The 16,776-nt window shown below is 30.9% G+C and carries 15 protein-coding genes; 7 read left to right on the top strand and 8 right to left on the bottom strand.

Going from position 1 to position 16,776, the window contains the following annotated elements; genetic code table 11:
- Positions 1-12: 12 nt before the first annotated feature.
- A complete protein-coding gene (locus V9L05_RS17580; RefSeq protein ID WP_338791929.1) occupies positions 13-651 on the bottom strand; it encodes a hypothetical protein in 639 nt (212 codons plus the stop codon).
- A gap of 224 nt (positions 652-875) precedes the next feature.
- On the opposite strand from V9L05_RS17580, the gene V9L05_RS17575 reads away from it, so the two are divergent.
- Both V9L05_RS17575 and V9L05_RS17570 read left to right on the top strand, forming a co-directional pair.
- Positions 876-3,458: a PIG-L family deacetylase gene (locus tag V9L05_RS17575; RefSeq protein WP_338813151.1), complete on the top strand. Its 2,583-nt coding sequence runs from the start codon at positions 876-878 to the stop codon at positions 3,456-3,458.
- A gap of 149 nt (positions 3,459-3,607) precedes the next feature.
- Positions 3,608-4,240, top strand: coding sequence for a hypothetical protein (locus tag V9L05_RS17570; protein ID WP_338813148.1), 633 nt, complete (start codon positions 3,608-3,610; stop codon positions 4,238-4,240).
- Positions 4,241-4,292: 52 nt separating this feature from the next.
- Here the strand turns inward: V9L05_RS17570 and V9L05_RS17565 are convergent, their stop codons facing one another.
- The 3 genes from V9L05_RS17565 to V9L05_RS17555 all read right to left on the bottom strand — a co-directional run bounded on the left by V9L05_RS17565 (position 4,293) and on the right by V9L05_RS17555 (position 6,865).
- A complete protein-coding gene (locus V9L05_RS17565; protein ID WP_338813146.1) occupies positions 4,293-4,796 on the bottom strand; it encodes a dihydrofolate reductase in 504 nt (167 codons plus the stop codon).
- 155 nt (positions 4,797-4,951) lie between these two features.
- The gene (locus V9L05_RS17560) at positions 4,952-5,701 is read right to left on the bottom strand and encodes a DUF1573 domain-containing protein (RefSeq protein ID WP_338791933.1); all 750 of its coding nucleotides are present in this window, start codon (positions 5,699-5,701) and stop codon (positions 4,952-4,954) included.
- 201 nt (positions 5,702-5,902) lie between these two features.
- Positions 5,903-6,865 carry a hypothetical protein gene (locus tag V9L05_RS17555; RefSeq protein ID WP_338791934.1) on the bottom strand — a complete coding sequence of 321 codons (963 nt, stop codon included), beginning with the start codon at positions 6,863-6,865 and terminating at the stop codon, positions 5,903-5,905.
- 53 nt (positions 6,866-6,918) lie between these two features.
- Here V9L05_RS17555 and V9L05_RS17550 point away from each other — a divergent pair, with 53 nt between their 5' ends.
- The 3 genes from V9L05_RS17550 to V9L05_RS17540 all read left to right on the top strand — a co-directional run bounded on the left by V9L05_RS17550 (position 6,919) and on the right by V9L05_RS17540 (position 10,264).
- On the top strand, positions 6,919-8,547 hold the full coding sequence (locus tag V9L05_RS17550) for an SUMF1/EgtB/PvdO family nonheme iron enzyme (protein WP_338813144.1): 1,629 nt from the start codon (positions 6,919-6,921) through the stop codon (positions 8,545-8,547).
- Positions 8,548-8,745: 198 nt separating this feature from the next.
- The gene (locus V9L05_RS17545) at positions 8,746-9,060 is read left to right on the top strand and encodes a DUF6495 family protein (RefSeq protein ID WP_338813143.1); all 315 of its coding nucleotides are present in this window, start codon (positions 8,746-8,748) and stop codon (positions 9,058-9,060) included.
- Between the two features lie 142 nt (positions 9,061-9,202).
- Positions 9,203-10,264, top strand: coding sequence for a glycosyltransferase family 2 protein (locus V9L05_RS17540; protein ID WP_338813142.1), 1,062 nt, complete (start codon positions 9,203-9,205; stop codon positions 10,262-10,264).
- Here the strand turns inward: V9L05_RS17540 and V9L05_RS17535 are convergent, their stop codons facing one another.
- The 4 genes from V9L05_RS17535 to V9L05_RS17520 form a co-directional block, all read right to left on the bottom strand.
- Positions 10,265-11,206, bottom strand: coding sequence for a tetratricopeptide repeat protein (locus V9L05_RS17535; RefSeq protein ID WP_338813141.1), 942 nt, complete (start codon positions 11,204-11,206; stop codon positions 10,265-10,267).
- A 20-nt stretch (positions 11,207-11,226) separates the two neighbouring features.
- Entirely contained in the window at positions 11,227-12,027 is an 801-nt protein-coding gene (locus V9L05_RS17530; protein WP_338811837.1) for an IS5 family transposase, read from the bottom strand.
- Positions 12,028-12,121: 94 nt separating this feature from the next.
- Positions 12,122-12,790, bottom strand: a complete 669-nt coding sequence (locus V9L05_RS17525; RefSeq protein WP_338813140.1) for a CocE/NonD family hydrolase — start codon at positions 12,788-12,790, stop codon at positions 12,122-12,124.
- A gap of 149 nt (positions 12,791-12,939) precedes the next feature.
- Entirely contained in the window at positions 12,940-15,237 is a 2,298-nt protein-coding gene (locus V9L05_RS17520) for a serine hydrolase (protein ID WP_338813139.1), read from the bottom strand.
- Positions 15,238-15,400: 163 nt separating this feature from the next.
- On the opposite strand from V9L05_RS17520, the gene V9L05_RS17515 reads away from it, so the two are divergent.
- Together V9L05_RS17515 and V9L05_RS17510 are read left to right on the top strand one after the other, a co-directional pair.
- Positions 15,401-16,318 (top strand): hypothetical protein, encoded by a 918-nt coding sequence (locus V9L05_RS17515; protein WP_338813138.1) that lies wholly within the window; start codon positions 15,401-15,403, stop codon positions 16,316-16,318.
- A 144-nt stretch (positions 16,319-16,462) separates the two neighbouring features.
- The gene (locus V9L05_RS17510) at positions 16,463-16,705 is read left to right on the top strand and encodes a hypothetical protein (RefSeq protein ID WP_338813137.1); all 243 of its coding nucleotides are present in this window, start codon (positions 16,463-16,465) and stop codon (positions 16,703-16,705) included.
- The last annotated feature ends 71 nt before the right edge of the window (positions 16,706-16,776 follow it).

Below are 16,776 nucleotides of genomic sequence, written 5' to 3'. Positions count from 1 at the left end.
AAATCAATTCTGTCAAATTATCACAGTAGGTGTTTCTGCATTAATTATTTCTCCATTACTCAATTCTAGCTCTATGCGAAACTTGACTCCTCTGTACCACTTTTGTAAAGTAAATTTTATGTTAAACTCTAACTCCAAAGGAAAATTATTATCGATAAACCTTTCTCTAGTAACTTCTGATTGCACAAACTCTGTTTTATCCTCATCTTGAGTACGAAAAGGTAAGTCAAAATATGAATTAACTAAACTACCTGCTTCAGTATCTCTATGTAGATCATATACAGTATATATTTTAATTGATTTTGGATAAACCTCTCTTAAATATAAAGTAGACTCACTACAATCTAAAGCGTATCCATATGAGAAAAGTGAAAATGATTTATTTCTGTTTTGATAATAAGCTATTTTACGAGTTTGAAATTTTATAGTAAAACCTTTGTACTTTGTAGTTTCAATTCTAATACTATCCATAAGTTCTTTATCAAATGGAGCTTCGCTATTTCTTGCTATATGTTTTACCTCTAAAACATCAACAATAGCTACTGGACTATTTGTAGTTGGCTCACAAGTACCATAACTTATAGAACAGCTATATAAACTGAATAAAATTCCGATAAAAAAAAGCAAAAGCACTTTTGTAAAGATTCTCATTTTTTAGGTCTAATAAATTCAAAGAAAAATATAATTTTTCATAATACGGAGAAAGATTAACAAATGCGACATGTTTTTTATGATTTTTTCAAAAAAAGTAATTTTAATCTAAAAAATAATTCTTTAAACAATCTTAAAATAAAGCTCTTACTCAATCGTCTTTCTTCAAAACTCGCTTTATTTGTATAATTGTCTAAAAATAAAATTCAACTTTTTTTAAACGTATGTCAAAAATTACTTTTTATACAGCTTTTATAGCTCTGTTTTTTATATTCCACTTTTCCAATTCTATTTTTGCTCAAATAAATCCTCTTTCAGCAGGCGAAGCACTTCAAAAAATAGAACACCTTCAAACAACTGGTAGCATTCTCTATATTGCAGCCCATCCAGATGATGAAAATACACGACTTATAACTCATTTTGCACAGGAAAAAGGCTATCGAACAGCTTATCTTTCCCTCACTCGTGGTGATGGTGGACAAAATTTGATTGGCGAACAAGTAAGAGAAGGACTTGGAATTATTCGTACAAACGAGCTTTTAGCAGCCCGAAATACAGATGGAGGAACACAATTTTTTTCTCGTGCAAATGATTTTGGTTATTCCAAAACACCTGAAGAAACGTTCAATATTTGGGACAAAAAACAAGTGTTAGCAGATGCTGTTTGGGCAATTCGAAAGTTTAGACCTGATATTCTCATTACTCGTTTTTCGCCTACTTTAGGAGGAACACACGGACATCATACAGCTTCGGCACAGATTGCAATGGAGGCTTATGATGCAGCAGCAGACCCAAAACAATTTCCAGAACAGTTGAAATATGTAGAGGTTTGGCAAGCAAAACGCATTTTTTGGAATACTTCTTCTTGGTTTTTTAGTAGAAATGGAATGGAAATGAGTAAAGATAGCACAATGACTATCGAAATTGGTGGCTATGATGCTGTTTTAGGAAAATCATACAATGAAATTGCAGCGCAGAGTCGTTCACAACACAAAAGTCAAGGTTTTGGAAGTGCTGGTTTTAGAGGTCAGCAAACTGAATATTTACAGATTTTGAAGGGTGATTTACCAGAAAAAAATGCTTTTAAAGGAGTTACAACAGATTGGAGTAGAATCAAAGGAAGTGAGAAATTTGTGACTTTAATTCAAAAGTTAAAAAAAGAATACAATCCAGCAAAACCACAAAATTCATTCAATTTGGTTATCGAAGCCTATAAAGAAGTAAATAAATTAGAAAAAAATCCGATTACAGAAAATGCAAAGAAAATTCTTACAGAGCTTATTTTCACAACAGGGGGACTTTTTGCAGAAGCTATTACAGATAATTCGCAAGTAGCAAATGGAGATTCTTTGAAAATGGAATTGAATTTTATTAAACGTTTTGATGTCCCTATCGAAGTTACGACAGTAATGTTACTTACTGAAAATCTACAAGGAAAAACTGATTTACAGCCATTTCATTTTAATGCCTATAATACGTCTATCAAAACGAATGAACTCAATACTTTTTCTAAAACAATTCAAGTAGAAAATATAAAAAATTCGAATCCATATTGGCTCAATGAAAATCAAACAACAGGAATGTATTCAGTTGATAATCAAGAGTTAAGAGGTTTACCAAGCAACCCTGCAAATCTTAAATTAAGTGTTACTTTAAAAGTAGAAAATCAAGAATTGAGTTTTGATTTGCCTATTCAACATAAATATACTGACCCAGTAAAAGGAGAAAAATATGCACCTTTGTTAGTTGTACCAAAAGTTACAGCTCGTTTTTTAGATGATGTGATAATTTTTGCAGACAATAAACCTAAAAAAGTGAAGCTAGAATTACTTTCAAATACTGATAACTCTGTTTTTGGAAAAATAAATATCGTTTCAGAAAAACAAAGTCCACAAGCAGTAGAAGCAAAGCAAATTTATTTTACGCCTTCCCCTTCAAATGCAGATTTTTCTTTTACCAAAAAAGGAGAAACTAAAATCATAGAAATTGAAATTACTCCTCCTACAACAAATCAAAATAATGCGTTTTTAGTAGAATTAAATTATAATGAGGAAGAAGGAAAAATAAGTAAAACCGAATTTGCTAAATCAATGGAAAAAATTGATTATGACCATATTCCCTATCAAGCGATGTTTCCGAATGCAAAAGTTCGTTTGATGCGTGCCGAATTAGAGAAAAAAGGAGAACGAATAGGTTATATTTTAGGTGCTGGTGATTATGTACCAAAGGCATTAGAACAAATTGGTTATCAAGTAGATATTATTGAAGCCAAAAATTTGGGAACAACCGATTTATCCGTCTATGATGCTGTCTTGACAGGAATTCGTGCTTTTAATATTCAAGAAGAATTAGCTATTTATCTTCCAAAACTTCACAAATATGTAGAAGACGGAGGAAATTTGATTGTTCAATACAATACATCTCACAGATTGGTAAGCAACGAAATTGGAGTTTATCCGTTTCATATTTCTAGAGAGCGAGTAACTCAAGAAGATGCTCCAGTAGTTTTCGAACTTCCTAACCATCCCATTTTGAATACTCCAAACAAGATTACTCCTTTAGACTTTGAAGGCTGGACACAAGAACGAGGACTGTATTTTGCTGATACGTGGGACGAACATTTTGAAGCTCCTATCAGTAGCTTTGATACAGGCGAAGAAGCTCAAAAAGGAAGTATTTTGATTGCTAAATACGGAAAAGGAAATTTTGCTTATACAGGAATTTCTTGGTTCAGACAACTTCCAGAAGGCGTAACAGGTGCTTATCGTTTGCTTGTTAATCTAATTTCTTTAGAAGAAAATAAGTAATTATTGATAGTTTCTGTTGCTTCCTGCTAAGAAAAATAGTATTTTTATCAAGCATTTATCAAAAAAAATTATTTTATTGGTGGTGTCGCTATGCTAAAACAGCAACAATGGCAGTCACCACCCATAATTTTTAATTCGTAATTCTTCCTATGCGTTTATTTCTCAAAATATTTATTGCTGTTATTCTTGTCCATCTTGTATGGAATTTTCGTTCTTGTTCGTATAGCGCACTCAAGCCTATTTTTTCAGAACGTGCTAAAATGAATGCAGTTATGAAAGTAGAACGGAATTATGGAGCAGAAATAGAACGTATTTGTGAAGAATTGGAAGCTCCTTCTGAATATTTTAAGGCATTGGTTTTACTAGAATGCTCAGCCCAAAATCCTCCTCAAAGTCGTTATGAACCCAATGTTTTTGAAAAATTGAAAGCTGTAAAGGAAGGAAGAAGAAAAAAGTACGGAAATTTGACTCAACAAGATTTAGAACGTTATTCTACTCAAGAACTAACTATGTTGGCTACTTCTTGGGGAGCTTTACAAATTATGGGATACCATGTGGTAAAAGAAGGTTTGACTATTGATGATTTGAATGGAGAAAAAGGACTTCAAATTGCTATTCAATGGTGTATCGCCAATTATGGAAAATATCTTGAAAAAGGAGATTACAAAAATGCCTTTCATATTCATAACACAGGAAAAGAACATCCTATTTTTTGGCAAGCTACCACGTATGACCCACTTTATGTAGATAAAGGACTAATTTATATCGCTTCATTGGAATAAAGATATAAAAAACTAGCTCAAGCGTCGACACTTGAGCTAGTTTTTTATAATCTTATTTCTTCTCATACAAAACGAAACTATAATCATAATCATTTTTTTCTCCTGCTGTAAAATCATCTTTTCTGATGATATTCCATTCTGATTCATCAAACTCTGGAAAAAAAGTATCTCCTTCTATAACTGCATCAATTTCAGTTATGTACATGTGGGTAACAAGATTTTTATCTAATGCTTGTTTATAGATTTCTCCTCCTCCGATAATAAAAAGCTCAGTTTCATTTTTCTCTTTAGCTTTCTTGATTCCTTCTTCCAGCGTATTTATAGTTTGGTCTTCTTCGTATTTTGGCGCATAATCAGACTTTCTCGTCAAAATAAGAGAAGGACGATCTACAAGTTGAACAGTAAAACTTTCATACGTTTTTCTTCCTACCAAGACATGATGAAAAATCGTACTTTGTTTAAAAAAACGCATATCAGAAGGCATTTTCCAAGGAAGTGAACTATTTGAACCGATGACACCATTTTTTGAGCGTGCTGTGATAATACTAATTTTCATGTGACTATTTTTACTTCTATTTTATAGATTTATTTTATCCAAAATTACTATAAAATTGAGAATTTATTTGTCTTTTAAATCATTTCCACAAAAAAACCTTATTTGAAATCAATCAAATAAGGTTTTTTAGAGTTTTATAAAAATGAATTCAATTATTAGAATCCAGAATTTTCATTGCGAAGAACGCTGCTAGAGCCTTCTACTACTGTTCCTGTAAGTTTGATAGTAGTTGTTCCTTGCGCACGGCTGTTTGTATAGATTACGATATCGTCTTCAAAAGCTCCCGTTTGTGTTGGAGTAATCACGATTTCTAATTCTTGTGTTTCACCTGCATTTGCAGTAGCTCTTCCTGCTAATTTCACACAGTTACATTTGCTAGTTAGGTTATGAACTTGAAGTTGTTTTTTTCCATCGTTTTTGAAAGAAATTTTATAAGTAACAGCTTCTCCTTTTTTGATTTTACCCAAAGCTACTGTAGTACGTTCTACTGTCATTTTTGGGTCATTTGCTGGATCACTTACTACATTTCCACGAATAGTCAAAACTTTTGTAGCTTCAGTTGCATTCGAAGTAATTGTAATTGTTTTATTGAAAGCACCTGGGCGACCTGCACTATTGTAGCTTACATCAATTTTACCAGTCTGACCTGGCATAACAGGCTCACGAGTCCAGTTAGGAGTAGTACAACCACAAGAAGCACGTACATTGCTCAAAATAATTGGTTGATTTCCTGTATTTTTGAAAGTAAATGTTTTTTCAGCTTTGTCTCCTTCTTCTACTGTTGAGAAATCAAAAGATTCTACATCAAATTGAAAAACGCCTTGCGCCATTGCGCCTGCTGATAAAAATAAGAATAAACAAAAGCTAAAAGCTAAAGATGCAAAAGAGTATTTTGTGATTTTCATTGCTAATACGGTTTTTTTAATGATGAAAATTATGTTAATATAATTCTGATGAAAATTCTGATAATGGCAAATTTACAAAATTAGTAAATCAAAACAGATATTTTCTTCAAATTTAAGTGTTAATGAGATGTTAAACTACAATTTAATTATTGTAGCACTTTATAAAGAATGAAAATTTCGTGCCTATTTTTAAATTTAGTTTTAGAATCTATATTGATATGTAATTGTATTTACCCACTCTCTTGAAAGTCCATCAGGATTTGTATAACGTTTTTGCAATTGTTTTCCTAAAAGAAGTTTCAGACTTGAGCGAACTGAAAAATTATATGTTCCTCCAATAAGTCCACTCACAGCAACTCCTTTGCTATCCTCTACTTCTACTCTCTCTCCTGTTGCTGGTGATGTAATTATGTCAGGTGTAAAACGATAAATTGGCAGAATACCAACATTCATACTCCACTTTGAGAAACGAAGATTATATTCTGCTCTAAGCATAGCATCTGTTCCTCTATCTAAAAACTGTGCAACAGGATAATGATTGGCTTTTTCAGACAGTGGATGTTCTTGCCAAATGCCCCATTTAAAGCCATTATCTATTTGATTAAAAGGATGTTGAATACCTGCTGCAAATAAAAAATTTTTATTTATAAATGCAATTCCTGCAATTACATCATAAGTACCTAAGCTAGTCTGATAATACATAGGTAAAGATAAACCTGTATCATTTTTGAAATTTGCATCGTTTGTAGGTATTTTTGCACCCAAAGTAGCGTTTAATTGCCATTCTTTTTTCTGAATAAGTGTTCTTGTCAAACTCAAAGAAATATCTCCAACTCCTTGTGTGTTTGCCAAAGGACCTTGTACAAAAGTATAAGGAAGTTTAATTTGTGCTTGCCATCTGTCAGAAATTCCTACATTTGCCTCTGCAACATAAGAAAGAATTTTGTCATCAAATTTAGTAAGTCCGATATATTGTGTCAAACTAACAGAACGAAGACGAATATTGATTTTTTTGCTAAAAGGCTGGTCAGGGCGCATAGCTCCCATCGTACAAAAACCTGCATCACTACAACCTTGAGCAAAAACAGAAGTTGTTTGTAGAGAAAGCAGAAAACTTAAAACAAGAAGGCTAAATAATAAATTAGACGTACATATTTTTTTCATAATTCTTTTTAGATAACTAAGAGGTACTTTTCAAAAATTCAGATAAAACTAAAATGAAACAAGAGATTCAAAAAAGGCGATTTACAACATTTTTTTTACTAATAATTGGTAGTATTTTTTTAATACATATTCCTACAAATAGCTTTGCTAATAATGTAAAAGTAGAAAATTTATACATAACAGAAAATAACTTTTTAGAGTGTACGATAAAATGGGAAAACAGTTGGTTTTTTAACAAAGAACTTACCACAGCTTCAGAAAATTCTTCTTCTACGCAAAAAAAGGATTTCATTTTTAAAGATGGAGTTTGGTGTTTTTTAAAGATACGTACAAATGATTATACTTGGAAGCATATATATCTATCAGAAAATGATATTTTTATCAATCAGAATACAACTCAAGTTCCAGATACAGAATTAGAAACAGTAGAGGATAAAGGAGGCTTTTTTCTGAGTTCGATTATACAAGAAGAAAAAAATGGAATTTCTCAAACTTCTATTTCCATAAAATTACCTGATGAAATAAAAAATCAATTTGGGGTTTATGATATTGCACTTTATGCCGTTGAAATGGTTTGGGTAGATGAGGGAAGTTTTTTTGTAGGAGATGGTGTGAGTTCTCAAAATGCCCTTCGAAAAGCCACACAGACAAATGATAGCACAGATATAAAACCATTTTTGATACACTCTGAAAATGAAATTTTGGTAGGAACAGATCAGGGCAATTTATATGGAAATAATGGAAAAGAAGAATTTGCTAACTCCACAATTCCCACTACTTTTCCAAAGGGTTATGATGGTTTTTGGATTATGAAATATGAAATTAATCAAAATCAATATACCGACTTTCTCAATACTTTGACTTTCAAACAGCAATTAAACAGAACAGCAAACTCTCCAGAAAGTGATATTGCTACTTCTGCTTTAATAACTTCTTCAAATGCTCTTCGTAATTCTATTTTTATAAAAGAAAAAGGCAACGAAAACTTAAATATTCCTGCAATTTATGAAGTCAGAGAGGGAAAATATAGAGCTTGTAACTGGCTCAATGCAGAAGATGTAGCTGCTTTTTTAGATTGGGCAGCCTTACGACCAATTACAGAATTAGAATTTGAGAAAGCTGCACGAGGAGTAACAAATCCGATAAAAGGAGAGTTTTCTTGGGGAACACCTTATATTTTAGATGCAAATACAATTCAAAATGACGGAACAGAAAGCGAAACCGTTTCGGAACTAGCAAACGTTACAGATTCGGCAGGACTAGCAACTTACAATTCTGGAATAGAAATCAATCAACTAAATGGAGTTTTGAGAAATGGTTTTGGTGCAAAAGGTTCTGATTTTTCTACTTCTAATTTTGAGTTACGTTTACAAGCAGGTGCAAGTTTTTGGGGAGTAATGGAATTGAGTGGAAACGTTTGGGAATACTGCGTAAAAATAAATAATCAAAGTTCATTATCTTTTGAAAGAAACCACGTAGGAAATGGTTTTTTAGATGAAAATGGAAATGTTGATTTTCTTTCTTTCAATGTAATAGACGGTTTTATTGTGCGTGGTGGTGCTTGGGATAGTGTAACCTATGCAGTGGGAGATTTTAGAGATTTATCTGTTTCGGCTCGTTATTATGCTACACTCAAACACCAAAACAGACGTGGAACTACTGGAGGAAGAGGAGGAAGATAATAAGTTATCAGTTATCAGTTATCAAAAAAATGCTTTTTGAGTTGAGGGTTTAAAAACATTTTATTTCTCTTGTCAGTGTTTCACCCATGAGATGATTGAAGTTTTTGTGGTTTAGCTTGATAAACTTATTTCATACTAAATATTTTACGTACTTTTGAATTCATTTTAATTTCCTAATTATACTAAAAATTAAAAATTATGAACGGTTCTATTCGCTATCTTCAAACTCGTAAAGACAAAAGTGCTATTTTCTTTAAATGTTTGCCTGAAAAAGTAGCTACAATTATAATTAATATAAAAGCAGAAGCAAACTTTGATTTTTCTGAATCATTGCTTTCAGAAGGACTTTCAACAGAACAAGCTCCTTTTATTTTGGCAAAAAAACAAGATTTACCTTATACAGGAGAGCGAAACAAAATTATAGAAACGCTTATTCAAGATGGATTTTCTGAATCATCTGCTCAAGATTTCGAACGTGCAGAAGCAATTTATCAACAAGCTAATACAAAGTAACCAGTTATCAGTTAGAGGAAGTTTCTTTCTGTTTTAATTGTTTCAAATTTCTTTTCTTAGTGTTTCTTGCCAACTTAGTGTTAAAATTATTTGTATTCGCCTTTAATTCTACATTCTGATTTCTAAATTCTATCTTTATTAAATGCGCATTTCTATCATTACTCCCTCTTACAATCAAGCTGCTTATCTTGAAAAAACTATTCAATCTATTATTTCGCAAGGATATGATAATTTAGAATATATTTTGATTGATGGAGGAAGTAATGATGGTTCTTTGGAGATTATCAAAAAATATGACGCTCATTTTTCTTTTTGGATAAGTGAAAAAGACGAAGGGCAAAGCCACGCCATTAATAAAGGCTTTGAAAAAGCAACGGGCGACATAATTACGTGGATTAATTCGGACGACCAACTTATGCCCAATGCACTACATACTATTGCAGCCGAATTTGAGAAAGATATAAATAAAGAGATTTTTGTGGTGCATGGAAAGACAATTCTTTTCGGCGAAAATATGCTTGATAAAGAATTTGGAGCTTCTTCAACTGATTTTTTAGAACGTTCTTTGGCTGGTCTTCCTTTTCCTCAACCTTCTTCATTTTTTAGAAAAGAATTAATTGAAAAGTATGGAAACCTAAAAAAAGAATTTCATTTTGGAATGGATTATGAATTTTTTGTACCTGTCTTTCTAAATGAAAAAAGTGTTTATATAGATAGTATTTTTTCAAAATATCTCTATCATACAGAAAGTAAGAGTTTGACACAGCAAAGTGGTTTTGCTAGAGATTATGCAAAAGTTTTTAGTAAAATTTTACGCTCTTTTACAAACAGTCAGAATACTAAAAATCAAGAAATTGCAAAAAATATACTTTCAAAATTTAAAGAATTAGGTTTTTATACAGAAAATCAAAGTTCTGATGATATTTTTGAGATAACTAATTCTTTTACAGAAACTCAACTTCATTTGGCTTTTTGTTATAATCTTATGAATCAACTTATTTTTTATTACGAAGCCATCGAAACAAAAGACAAACAACAACAGGCTCAAAGTTGGAAACAAGTAAAGAAAATAACTTCTTATCTAGTCAAAAATGAACCTAATTTTGTCGCTAAAAACCCAGAAATAAAACAAGTTTATCAGCGAAGTAAATTTTTAAATCCTACTCTTATGGGATTATTAAGGAAAATGAAGAAGGTTTTATAACTACCACGTTTTATCTATATCTTTTAAATGTTCTTGAGCAGGTTTGAATCCCTTTCTTGCAGCCTTTTGCATAAGTGAAATAGCTGTATCTGGATTTCTTTCTACACCATCACCATACATATACATGACACCCAAATAGTAAGCATGTTCTGGAACATTAGGATTTATTTTATATGCTTTATTCATTAACCTAAATGCTTCATCTTTATTTTTTTTCACCCCTATACCTTGGGCATACAAAGCCCCTAAACTAAACATAGCTTCTGCGTGATTACTTTTAATAGCTTCTTTATGCCACTTTATAGCTTCTGTATAATTTTTTGTTGTTCCTTTTCCTTCTAAATACATCATTCCTACATAATACTGCGCTTCTACTACGCCTTGTTGAGCAGCTAATTTAGTCCACTTGAATCCTTCATTGTAGTTTTTATCTACTAAATAAATACTAGCTACAGCCATTTGAGCCATAGCACTTTCCTGCTTTGCTGCTTCTTTAAACCAAAATAGAGATTTCTCATTGTCTTGTTTTGTTCCTTTGCCTTCTTTATAAAGATAGCCTAAATCAAATTGCGCTCCTTCGTGTCCTTTTTTAGCAGCTTCTTCTAAATATGGAATTGCTTCTTGAAAATTCTCATCATCATAAAAAGTCTTCGCTTTTTGATATAATTGTATTCCTTCTAGAAAATTATCATCAATTACTACCTTTTCTTCTGTTGCTTCATTGCTATTCTTATTTTCTTCTCCTGCTTCAATTTTTTCTATAAATAATTCCATAGAAGGTTTCAAACTAGTAAAATGATTGCCTTTGACTTTCTCCATTTCCAATAAAGTAACTACATCAGCCTGTTCATACATCTTTTTTATGTTTGTACTCCAATAATCAAAATTATCATCTTCTCCCATATAAACAGTATGATTTCTTTGCATATAATGAAAAGTCATATAAGAGCCTGTTCGAGTTTTTATTTTTTCTTTCTTCTAGCCCCTTTATTTATGAGGTTTAAAATCATAGCTAAATACACAAATGCTTTAGCAGAATCTACAGTTTTCTCATAATCTACTTTTAGTCTTCTGTTTTGATTAAGCCAAGCAAAAGTTCTTTCTACTACCCACCTTTTGGGTTGAGGTACAAATGCTTTATCCTCTTTTTTTTCTCTTCTTGGACTATTGACAATCTCAATTTGTACTCCTGTTTGACTAAATATTTCAGCAGCCAAACTAGCACTTCTATAGCCTGCATCAGCAAGAATTTTAAAGAATTTTCTTCCTCTAAATTGAGCTAAATAAGCTAGATAAGCAAGTTGATTCACGTCAGCTTCATTGGCTGGACTAATCTCTAATTCTAGTAAATTTCCTTGCGTATCTACCAGTATATGCCGTTTACGTCCTTTTTTGAGCTTGTAACCATCTACACCTATAGCTTCCCCTCCATATACACTTTGTACACTTTGAGAGTCTATAGAACCCAAAGAGGGTTTAGCATTTCTACCTTGAGCCAACCGTTCTCTTGTGACCAACTTGTCCAAAAGTTTTTTGTACCAACCCATCTTCTGCCATTTGCTAAAGTAGTCATACAAACTACTCCAAGGAATACCATAACTACTGGGAAGTAAACGCCAACTACTGCCAGAACGAGTGATGTAAAATAGTCCTGAAAAGATATTATACAAACTGTGTTTGCGTTTTCTTTCCAAGTACGAAAAAGGTATAAATTTTTTCATATATTGCCAAAGAGCATCAGATAAATATTCATTAGTAAACATAGTCATTGATATTTTAATTAGTAACTGAAAATCAATAACTTAACTAATAAAAAAATCTGATGTTCTTTTTTATGTATCTAAACTCGAACAGGCTCTAAGGAGTTCTAAATATAGATTCTTTTTCATTTGAATAATCGAATGTTTTGACACCTTCTTTCTCAAAACTTTCTAAATCTCCAATAGTATAAAAACCAGCATTACTTGCACTCAAATTTATAGGAACATCAACTTGCAAAGAAAGCAAAGACGAAATTGTTCCTCCTATACTATGTCCAAAAACAAAAATACTATCAGCATTTGCATATTCTTGTTTTGCAATCCAATTTATAGCAGCTTTGGCATCATCAACCTCTCCCAAAAAGAACTCAAAATTTCCATCATTGCCATTTTCGCCTCTATATGTAGGAGCAAAAACAACAAAACCAGCATCTATGAATGGCTGACAATCCAAAACATCTTGATAACCTAATGCAAAACCACCATGCAAATAAACTAAAACAGGCTTTTTCTTATCTTTTTCTATGTTACTTGTTTCTACTAGTCCTTTTAATTTTTTACCCTCAGATTCATAATTTACAAGAATTATATCTTCTCTATTTTCATCAAATTTTTCATAGGGCTGAGGAGCTTTACCTTCGTTCAAAAGTTTGGTTTGAAAACCTTTTCGTTCAATTAAATACTCTAAACCTTGTGTAGTTTGAGCAAAAGAGATTGTTGAAATAATAAAAAAGGAAAGAGCAAGTAGTAAATTTTTGCAATACATATTCTAAGGTTTTTTTTGATAATTTATTTTGCTCACAAAGTTAAGTATTCTGATTATAAAAGAGATTAAACCTGTTCATAAAATAGATTTTCTTATCTGAGTCCTTTTTCAACAAAAATAGTTTTAGAAACTTATTAATGAAGTATGTTCTAATCAAATTCATTCAAGATAATTTCACTTATATCAAAACGAGGAAAATCACCTGTGTTATTGAGTAAAATAATTGTAATATCAGATTCAGGTTGCTTCAAAAACATAGTATAAAATCCAAAATCAGTTCCGGGATGATAAATTATTTTTCGGTCTTTGGAAGTCAGGAAATAATACTTATCAATCATAAAACCATATCCATAATAGGCTTCCCAGTCTATATATTCAGCTTGTGGAACAAATAACTTTTCAATTTGAGATAAAGGCATAAAGTTTTCGTTTTTACCATCTAATGCTTTACTCCATTTCAATAAATCTTCTGCCGTGGAAGTAATTCCACCTGCCCCAATACTGTTTTGAATAAAATAAAACGGCTCTTCTTTACCATATAAAAAGGCTTTTGATAGATTAGAATTTTCAGTTTTTTCTTCTCCAAAAAAAGTATTATTCATTTCTAAAGGTTCAAAAATTTGCTCTTTTAAAACAATTCCGAAATCTTGATTTGTTATTTTTTCAATGATTCTAGCCAAAATAACATAATTAGAATTTGAATAAGCAAACTTTTTACTCGGCTCAAACTCCAAACTATCACTACAAAAACGATAGACTAATTCTTCTGGTGAAAATGCCTTTGTCATTATTTGAGTAACATATTCATTCTTTTTCAGATAATCTGGAATTCCACTTTGATGGCTCAAAAGCTCTGAAATTTTGATTTGTTTGTATCTATAACTTGGTAAAAACTTACCTACTGAATCTTCAAAACTAATCTTTCCTTTATTTTCTAATTGCAAGATCAACATAGCTGTAAAAGTCTTACTCAAAGAACCAATCCGAAACTGTGAGTTTTGAGTATTTTGAGTTAATTCATTATTATAGCTTTTGTGTAAAATTGTTTTCCCATCATCAACAATAAGTGCATTTCCATTAAACAAACCTTCATTATTATAGAAAGTAAGTAGGGAATCCATTCGAATCGTTTTATCTTTTGAAAGTTTAGGTAATTTTTCCTCTATCTGAGTTTTTAGGTCGTTTGCTTTGTTGTTGGCTTCCAAAACTTTCGCAATTTCTACAAAATCATTTGAAGGCAAAACAATCGTATAATTTTTCCAAAAATCTTTATCATAAATAGAATTTTGATGTTCGATGAGCTTTCCTTTTCCTAAAATCTCCTCTTCTTCAAAAGGTGTTTTATTAGTCGTGTCAATTTCCGTAGTGAGATAATCAACTTGTGTGTCCAAATCAAAATTGAAATTCTGACGAGTAGAACTAAAATTAAGTAGCGTATTATCTGAAACATTATTCAAATAGTATGTATCTCCAACTTTTTTATATTGAATTTGATAGTGATTATCTACGACTTCGATATGAACATCAAGCAAATTCATCAATACTCGTGTTGCTGCATCGCCAAATTTGTTATATTTGACTCCTTTTTCACTCAATTTAAAATCAAAATAAAGAAAAGCAAATGTTTCTTTATCGATAAGAATATAGCCCTTGTAGCCCGATTTTTTCTCCTCTTTTTGGTCAAAAGTAATTTTGAAAGCTGCTTTTCCATCGACCATTTTATACTCTTCTAGCTCAAAAGTATGTAGTTTTAACCCTTTTTTGGTAAGTAAATCAATTCCGTTTTTATAATTTACAATATCCATTTCAAAAATTGCTTTTGGTTTTAATCCTAAATCAATTCCTTTTGAAGCCTTTTCATCTTTTATAACTCTCATTTTTTCTAGCTTAAACTGCTGATTTGGATTATCTGTTTTGGAAAGATGAAGGTCAAAAACGGCTTCTGACAAATGCACATAGTTTTTTCCTTGTTGAGCATCTTTTTGGGAAACAACTCTATAAAAACTTTTTGTTTTATGAGATTCGTTATAATAGTTTTTAGGAATATTCTCTATTGCTTTTTGGATAATAAAATCGGCTGTATAATCTTGAACAACGATTTCATTGAGCTTGGTTTGGTCAGTTTCTAAGAAAATGACAGTTTTCTTTTGAAAAATTAAATCAGAAACGGGTATTTTTTTGGTTTTATAACCGATATAAGAAATAAAAAGTGTGTCGTTTTTCTGTTTTTGAGGGACGAGAAGTCTAAATTTTCCTTCTGAATTACTGACAGTTCCTAGTTGCGTTGTTTTGAGATAGACATTACAAAAAGGCAAAACTTCTTTGGTTTCCTTGTCTTTTAAAATACCTTCCACTACGCTATTTTGGGCAATTAGAAAGGAATTTGATAGAAAAAATAAAGACAACAATAAAAAGAAATTGCTAGATTTTTTTGAGATAAAAGACATTTTGAAGTGAGTTAGGAGGTTTTTAGTAAAATACTATTTTTAGATTTCTCACTCACTACGGTAGAAATTGGGGTTTTGTTGAGATGTTTTTATTTAAACTTTTTTTGTATCTTTTACCTTAAAAAAATAAGTCATATAAAAATAGTCTCAACTCTCAAAATTAATGAATAATAAAAGACGATATACAGCATCCGTAAAAGCTGCTTTTAAAATAACATACTTTCCTAAGCTAATTCTAAATAACAGGGAAACAATAAAATATTTTCAATTTATTGATAATTTTCTATACTCTGATAATAAAACTCAGTTTGATTTCAATGATTTAATTGATAACACAGTCATTTTATTTTCTATTTTATCTCTACCTAATAAAAAAATAATATTTGCAGAATTAGAGAAAATAGTTCTTGGATATGAAGCTGAGAAAGAACACGCTGTAGAGTATGATAAAGGAGCGTTTATAGACAAAACTCCTAAAAAAATAGGTTCACATACTATTCAAAGCGAACATAAAAAAGTTGATAAGGAGCAAACATCATTGAAATTACGCTTTATTCAAAAATATAAAGAATGGTTATCAAATAATAAGATAGATTTATTAAAAGAAAACTCTCAAAGTATTCAAGAAAGTGAAGATAATAGAACAAGGGTGTTAATAGAGGAACAAACAGATAATACTAATGATATAAAACAAAAAGTATCTACAAACCCTACTATAAAACAAGCAAATACTTTATTTGAAATACTCAAAGACTATTTTGAAAAATCACAACATGAAGAATTAGGCAAATTACTTAGTACAGGGGAAAATGTAACCACAAAATTAGTCTTCAAAAGTAATGCTAATAAGTTAATGAATACTTTCAAACAACTAAAAGAAAATGAATTAATTATAGTAGAAAGTAAAAAGCAGTTAGAGCAGTGGCTTATTAATAACTTTAAATTTATTAAACAAAGTAAACCAAGTGACTTAATTAAAGATACTGTACATACCTCTATTTCAACTAACAAGCAACCTTGTAAGAACCCAATAATTCAAGTTAAAAATGGAAGTATTTTAAAGGTAATAAGAGAAAGTTAAATAAATATCTAAAAAACTTATACCCTTTTTATACCTTTTGTATTCCCTTAATTTTTAGGGTATTGTAAGGGAATAACATTGACCACTATCATTGCATAAGAAACTTACACAAAGTAAGACTGATTAATTTTAAATATCAATGATATGTATAATGAAGAAAGAAAAGTTTTTGCAGCTTTTTATGAGCAACCAAAAACGATGTTGATGGTGGCAAAAGAAACAAATATAGAAAGAGGAAATATTTGTTATTATGTGGGTAGATGGAAAAAACGCAATATGATATGGATACATGAGTATGATACTTGTCCAATCTCAAAACATGAAGGTGTTCAATTTTTAACAACCAACCCAAATAATTCAGATAATGATGATTTGACGCTATTCTAAATTGATGTATAAAACAAAACCCTAAGACTCTCTAAGAACTTAGGGTTTTATGCTTATATTTTGAGTAATCA

Source organism: Bernardetia sp. Wsw4-3y2, from assembly GCF_037126295.1.
Classification (GTDB): Bacteria; Bacteroidota; Bacteroidia; order Cytophagales; family Bernardetiaceae; genus Bernardetia.
This window is presented reverse-complemented; position numbering and strand designations above follow the sequence as displayed.

What these genes read in the sequence shown, in the direction of transcription:
- V9L05_RS17580 (WP_338791929.1), bottom strand. Translation starts at nt 651, where the DNA reads ATGAGAATCTTTACAAAAGTGCTTTTGCTTTTTTTTATCGGAATTTTA.
- V9L05_RS17575 (WP_338813151.1), top strand. Translation starts at nt 876, where the DNA reads ATGTCAAAAATTACTTTTTATACAGCTTTTATAGCTCTGTTTTTTATA.
- V9L05_RS17570 (WP_338813148.1), top strand. Translation starts at nt 3,608, where the DNA reads ATGCGTTTATTTCTCAAAATATTTATTGCTGTTATTCTTGTCCATCTT.
- V9L05_RS17565 (WP_338813146.1), bottom strand. Translation starts at nt 4,796, where the DNA reads ATGAAAATTAGTATTATCACAGCACGCTCAAAAAATGGTGTCATCGGT.
- V9L05_RS17560 (WP_338791933.1), bottom strand. Translation starts at nt 5,701, where the DNA reads ATGAAAATCACAAAATACTCTTTTGCATCTTTAGCTTTTAGCTTTTGT.
- V9L05_RS17555 (WP_338791934.1), bottom strand. Translation starts at nt 6,865, where the DNA reads ATGAAAAAAATATGTACGTCTAATTTATTATTTAGCCTTCTTGTTTTA.
- V9L05_RS17550 (WP_338813144.1), top strand. Translation starts at nt 6,919, where the DNA reads ATGAAACAAGAGATTCAAAAAAGGCGATTTACAACATTTTTTTTACTA.
- V9L05_RS17545 (WP_338813143.1), top strand. Translation starts at nt 8,746, where the DNA reads ATGAACGGTTCTATTCGCTATCTTCAAACTCGTAAAGACAAAAGTGCT.
- V9L05_RS17540 (WP_338813142.1), top strand. Translation starts at nt 9,203, where the DNA reads ATGCGCATTTCTATCATTACTCCCTCTTACAATCAAGCTGCTTATCTT.
- V9L05_RS17535 (WP_338813141.1), bottom strand. Translation starts at nt 11,206, where the DNA reads ATGACTTTTCATTATATGCAAAGAAATCATACTGTTTATATGGGAGAA.
- V9L05_RS17530 (WP_338811837.1), bottom strand. Translation starts at nt 12,027, where the DNA reads ATGTTTACTAATGAATATTTATCTGATGCTCTTTGGCAATATATGAAA.
- V9L05_RS17525 (WP_338813140.1), bottom strand. Translation starts at nt 12,790, where the DNA reads ATGTATTGCAAAAATTTACTACTTGCTCTTTCCTTTTTTATTATTTCA.
- V9L05_RS17520 (WP_338813139.1), bottom strand. Translation starts at nt 15,237, where the DNA reads ATGTCTTTTATCTCAAAAAAATCTAGCAATTTCTTTTTATTGTTGTCT.
- V9L05_RS17515 (WP_338813138.1), top strand. Translation starts at nt 15,401, where the DNA reads ATGAATAATAAAAGACGATATACAGCATCCGTAAAAGCTGCTTTTAAA.
- V9L05_RS17510 (WP_338813137.1), top strand. Translation starts at nt 16,463, where the DNA reads ATGTATAATGAAGAAAGAAAAGTTTTTGCAGCTTTTTATGAGCAACCA.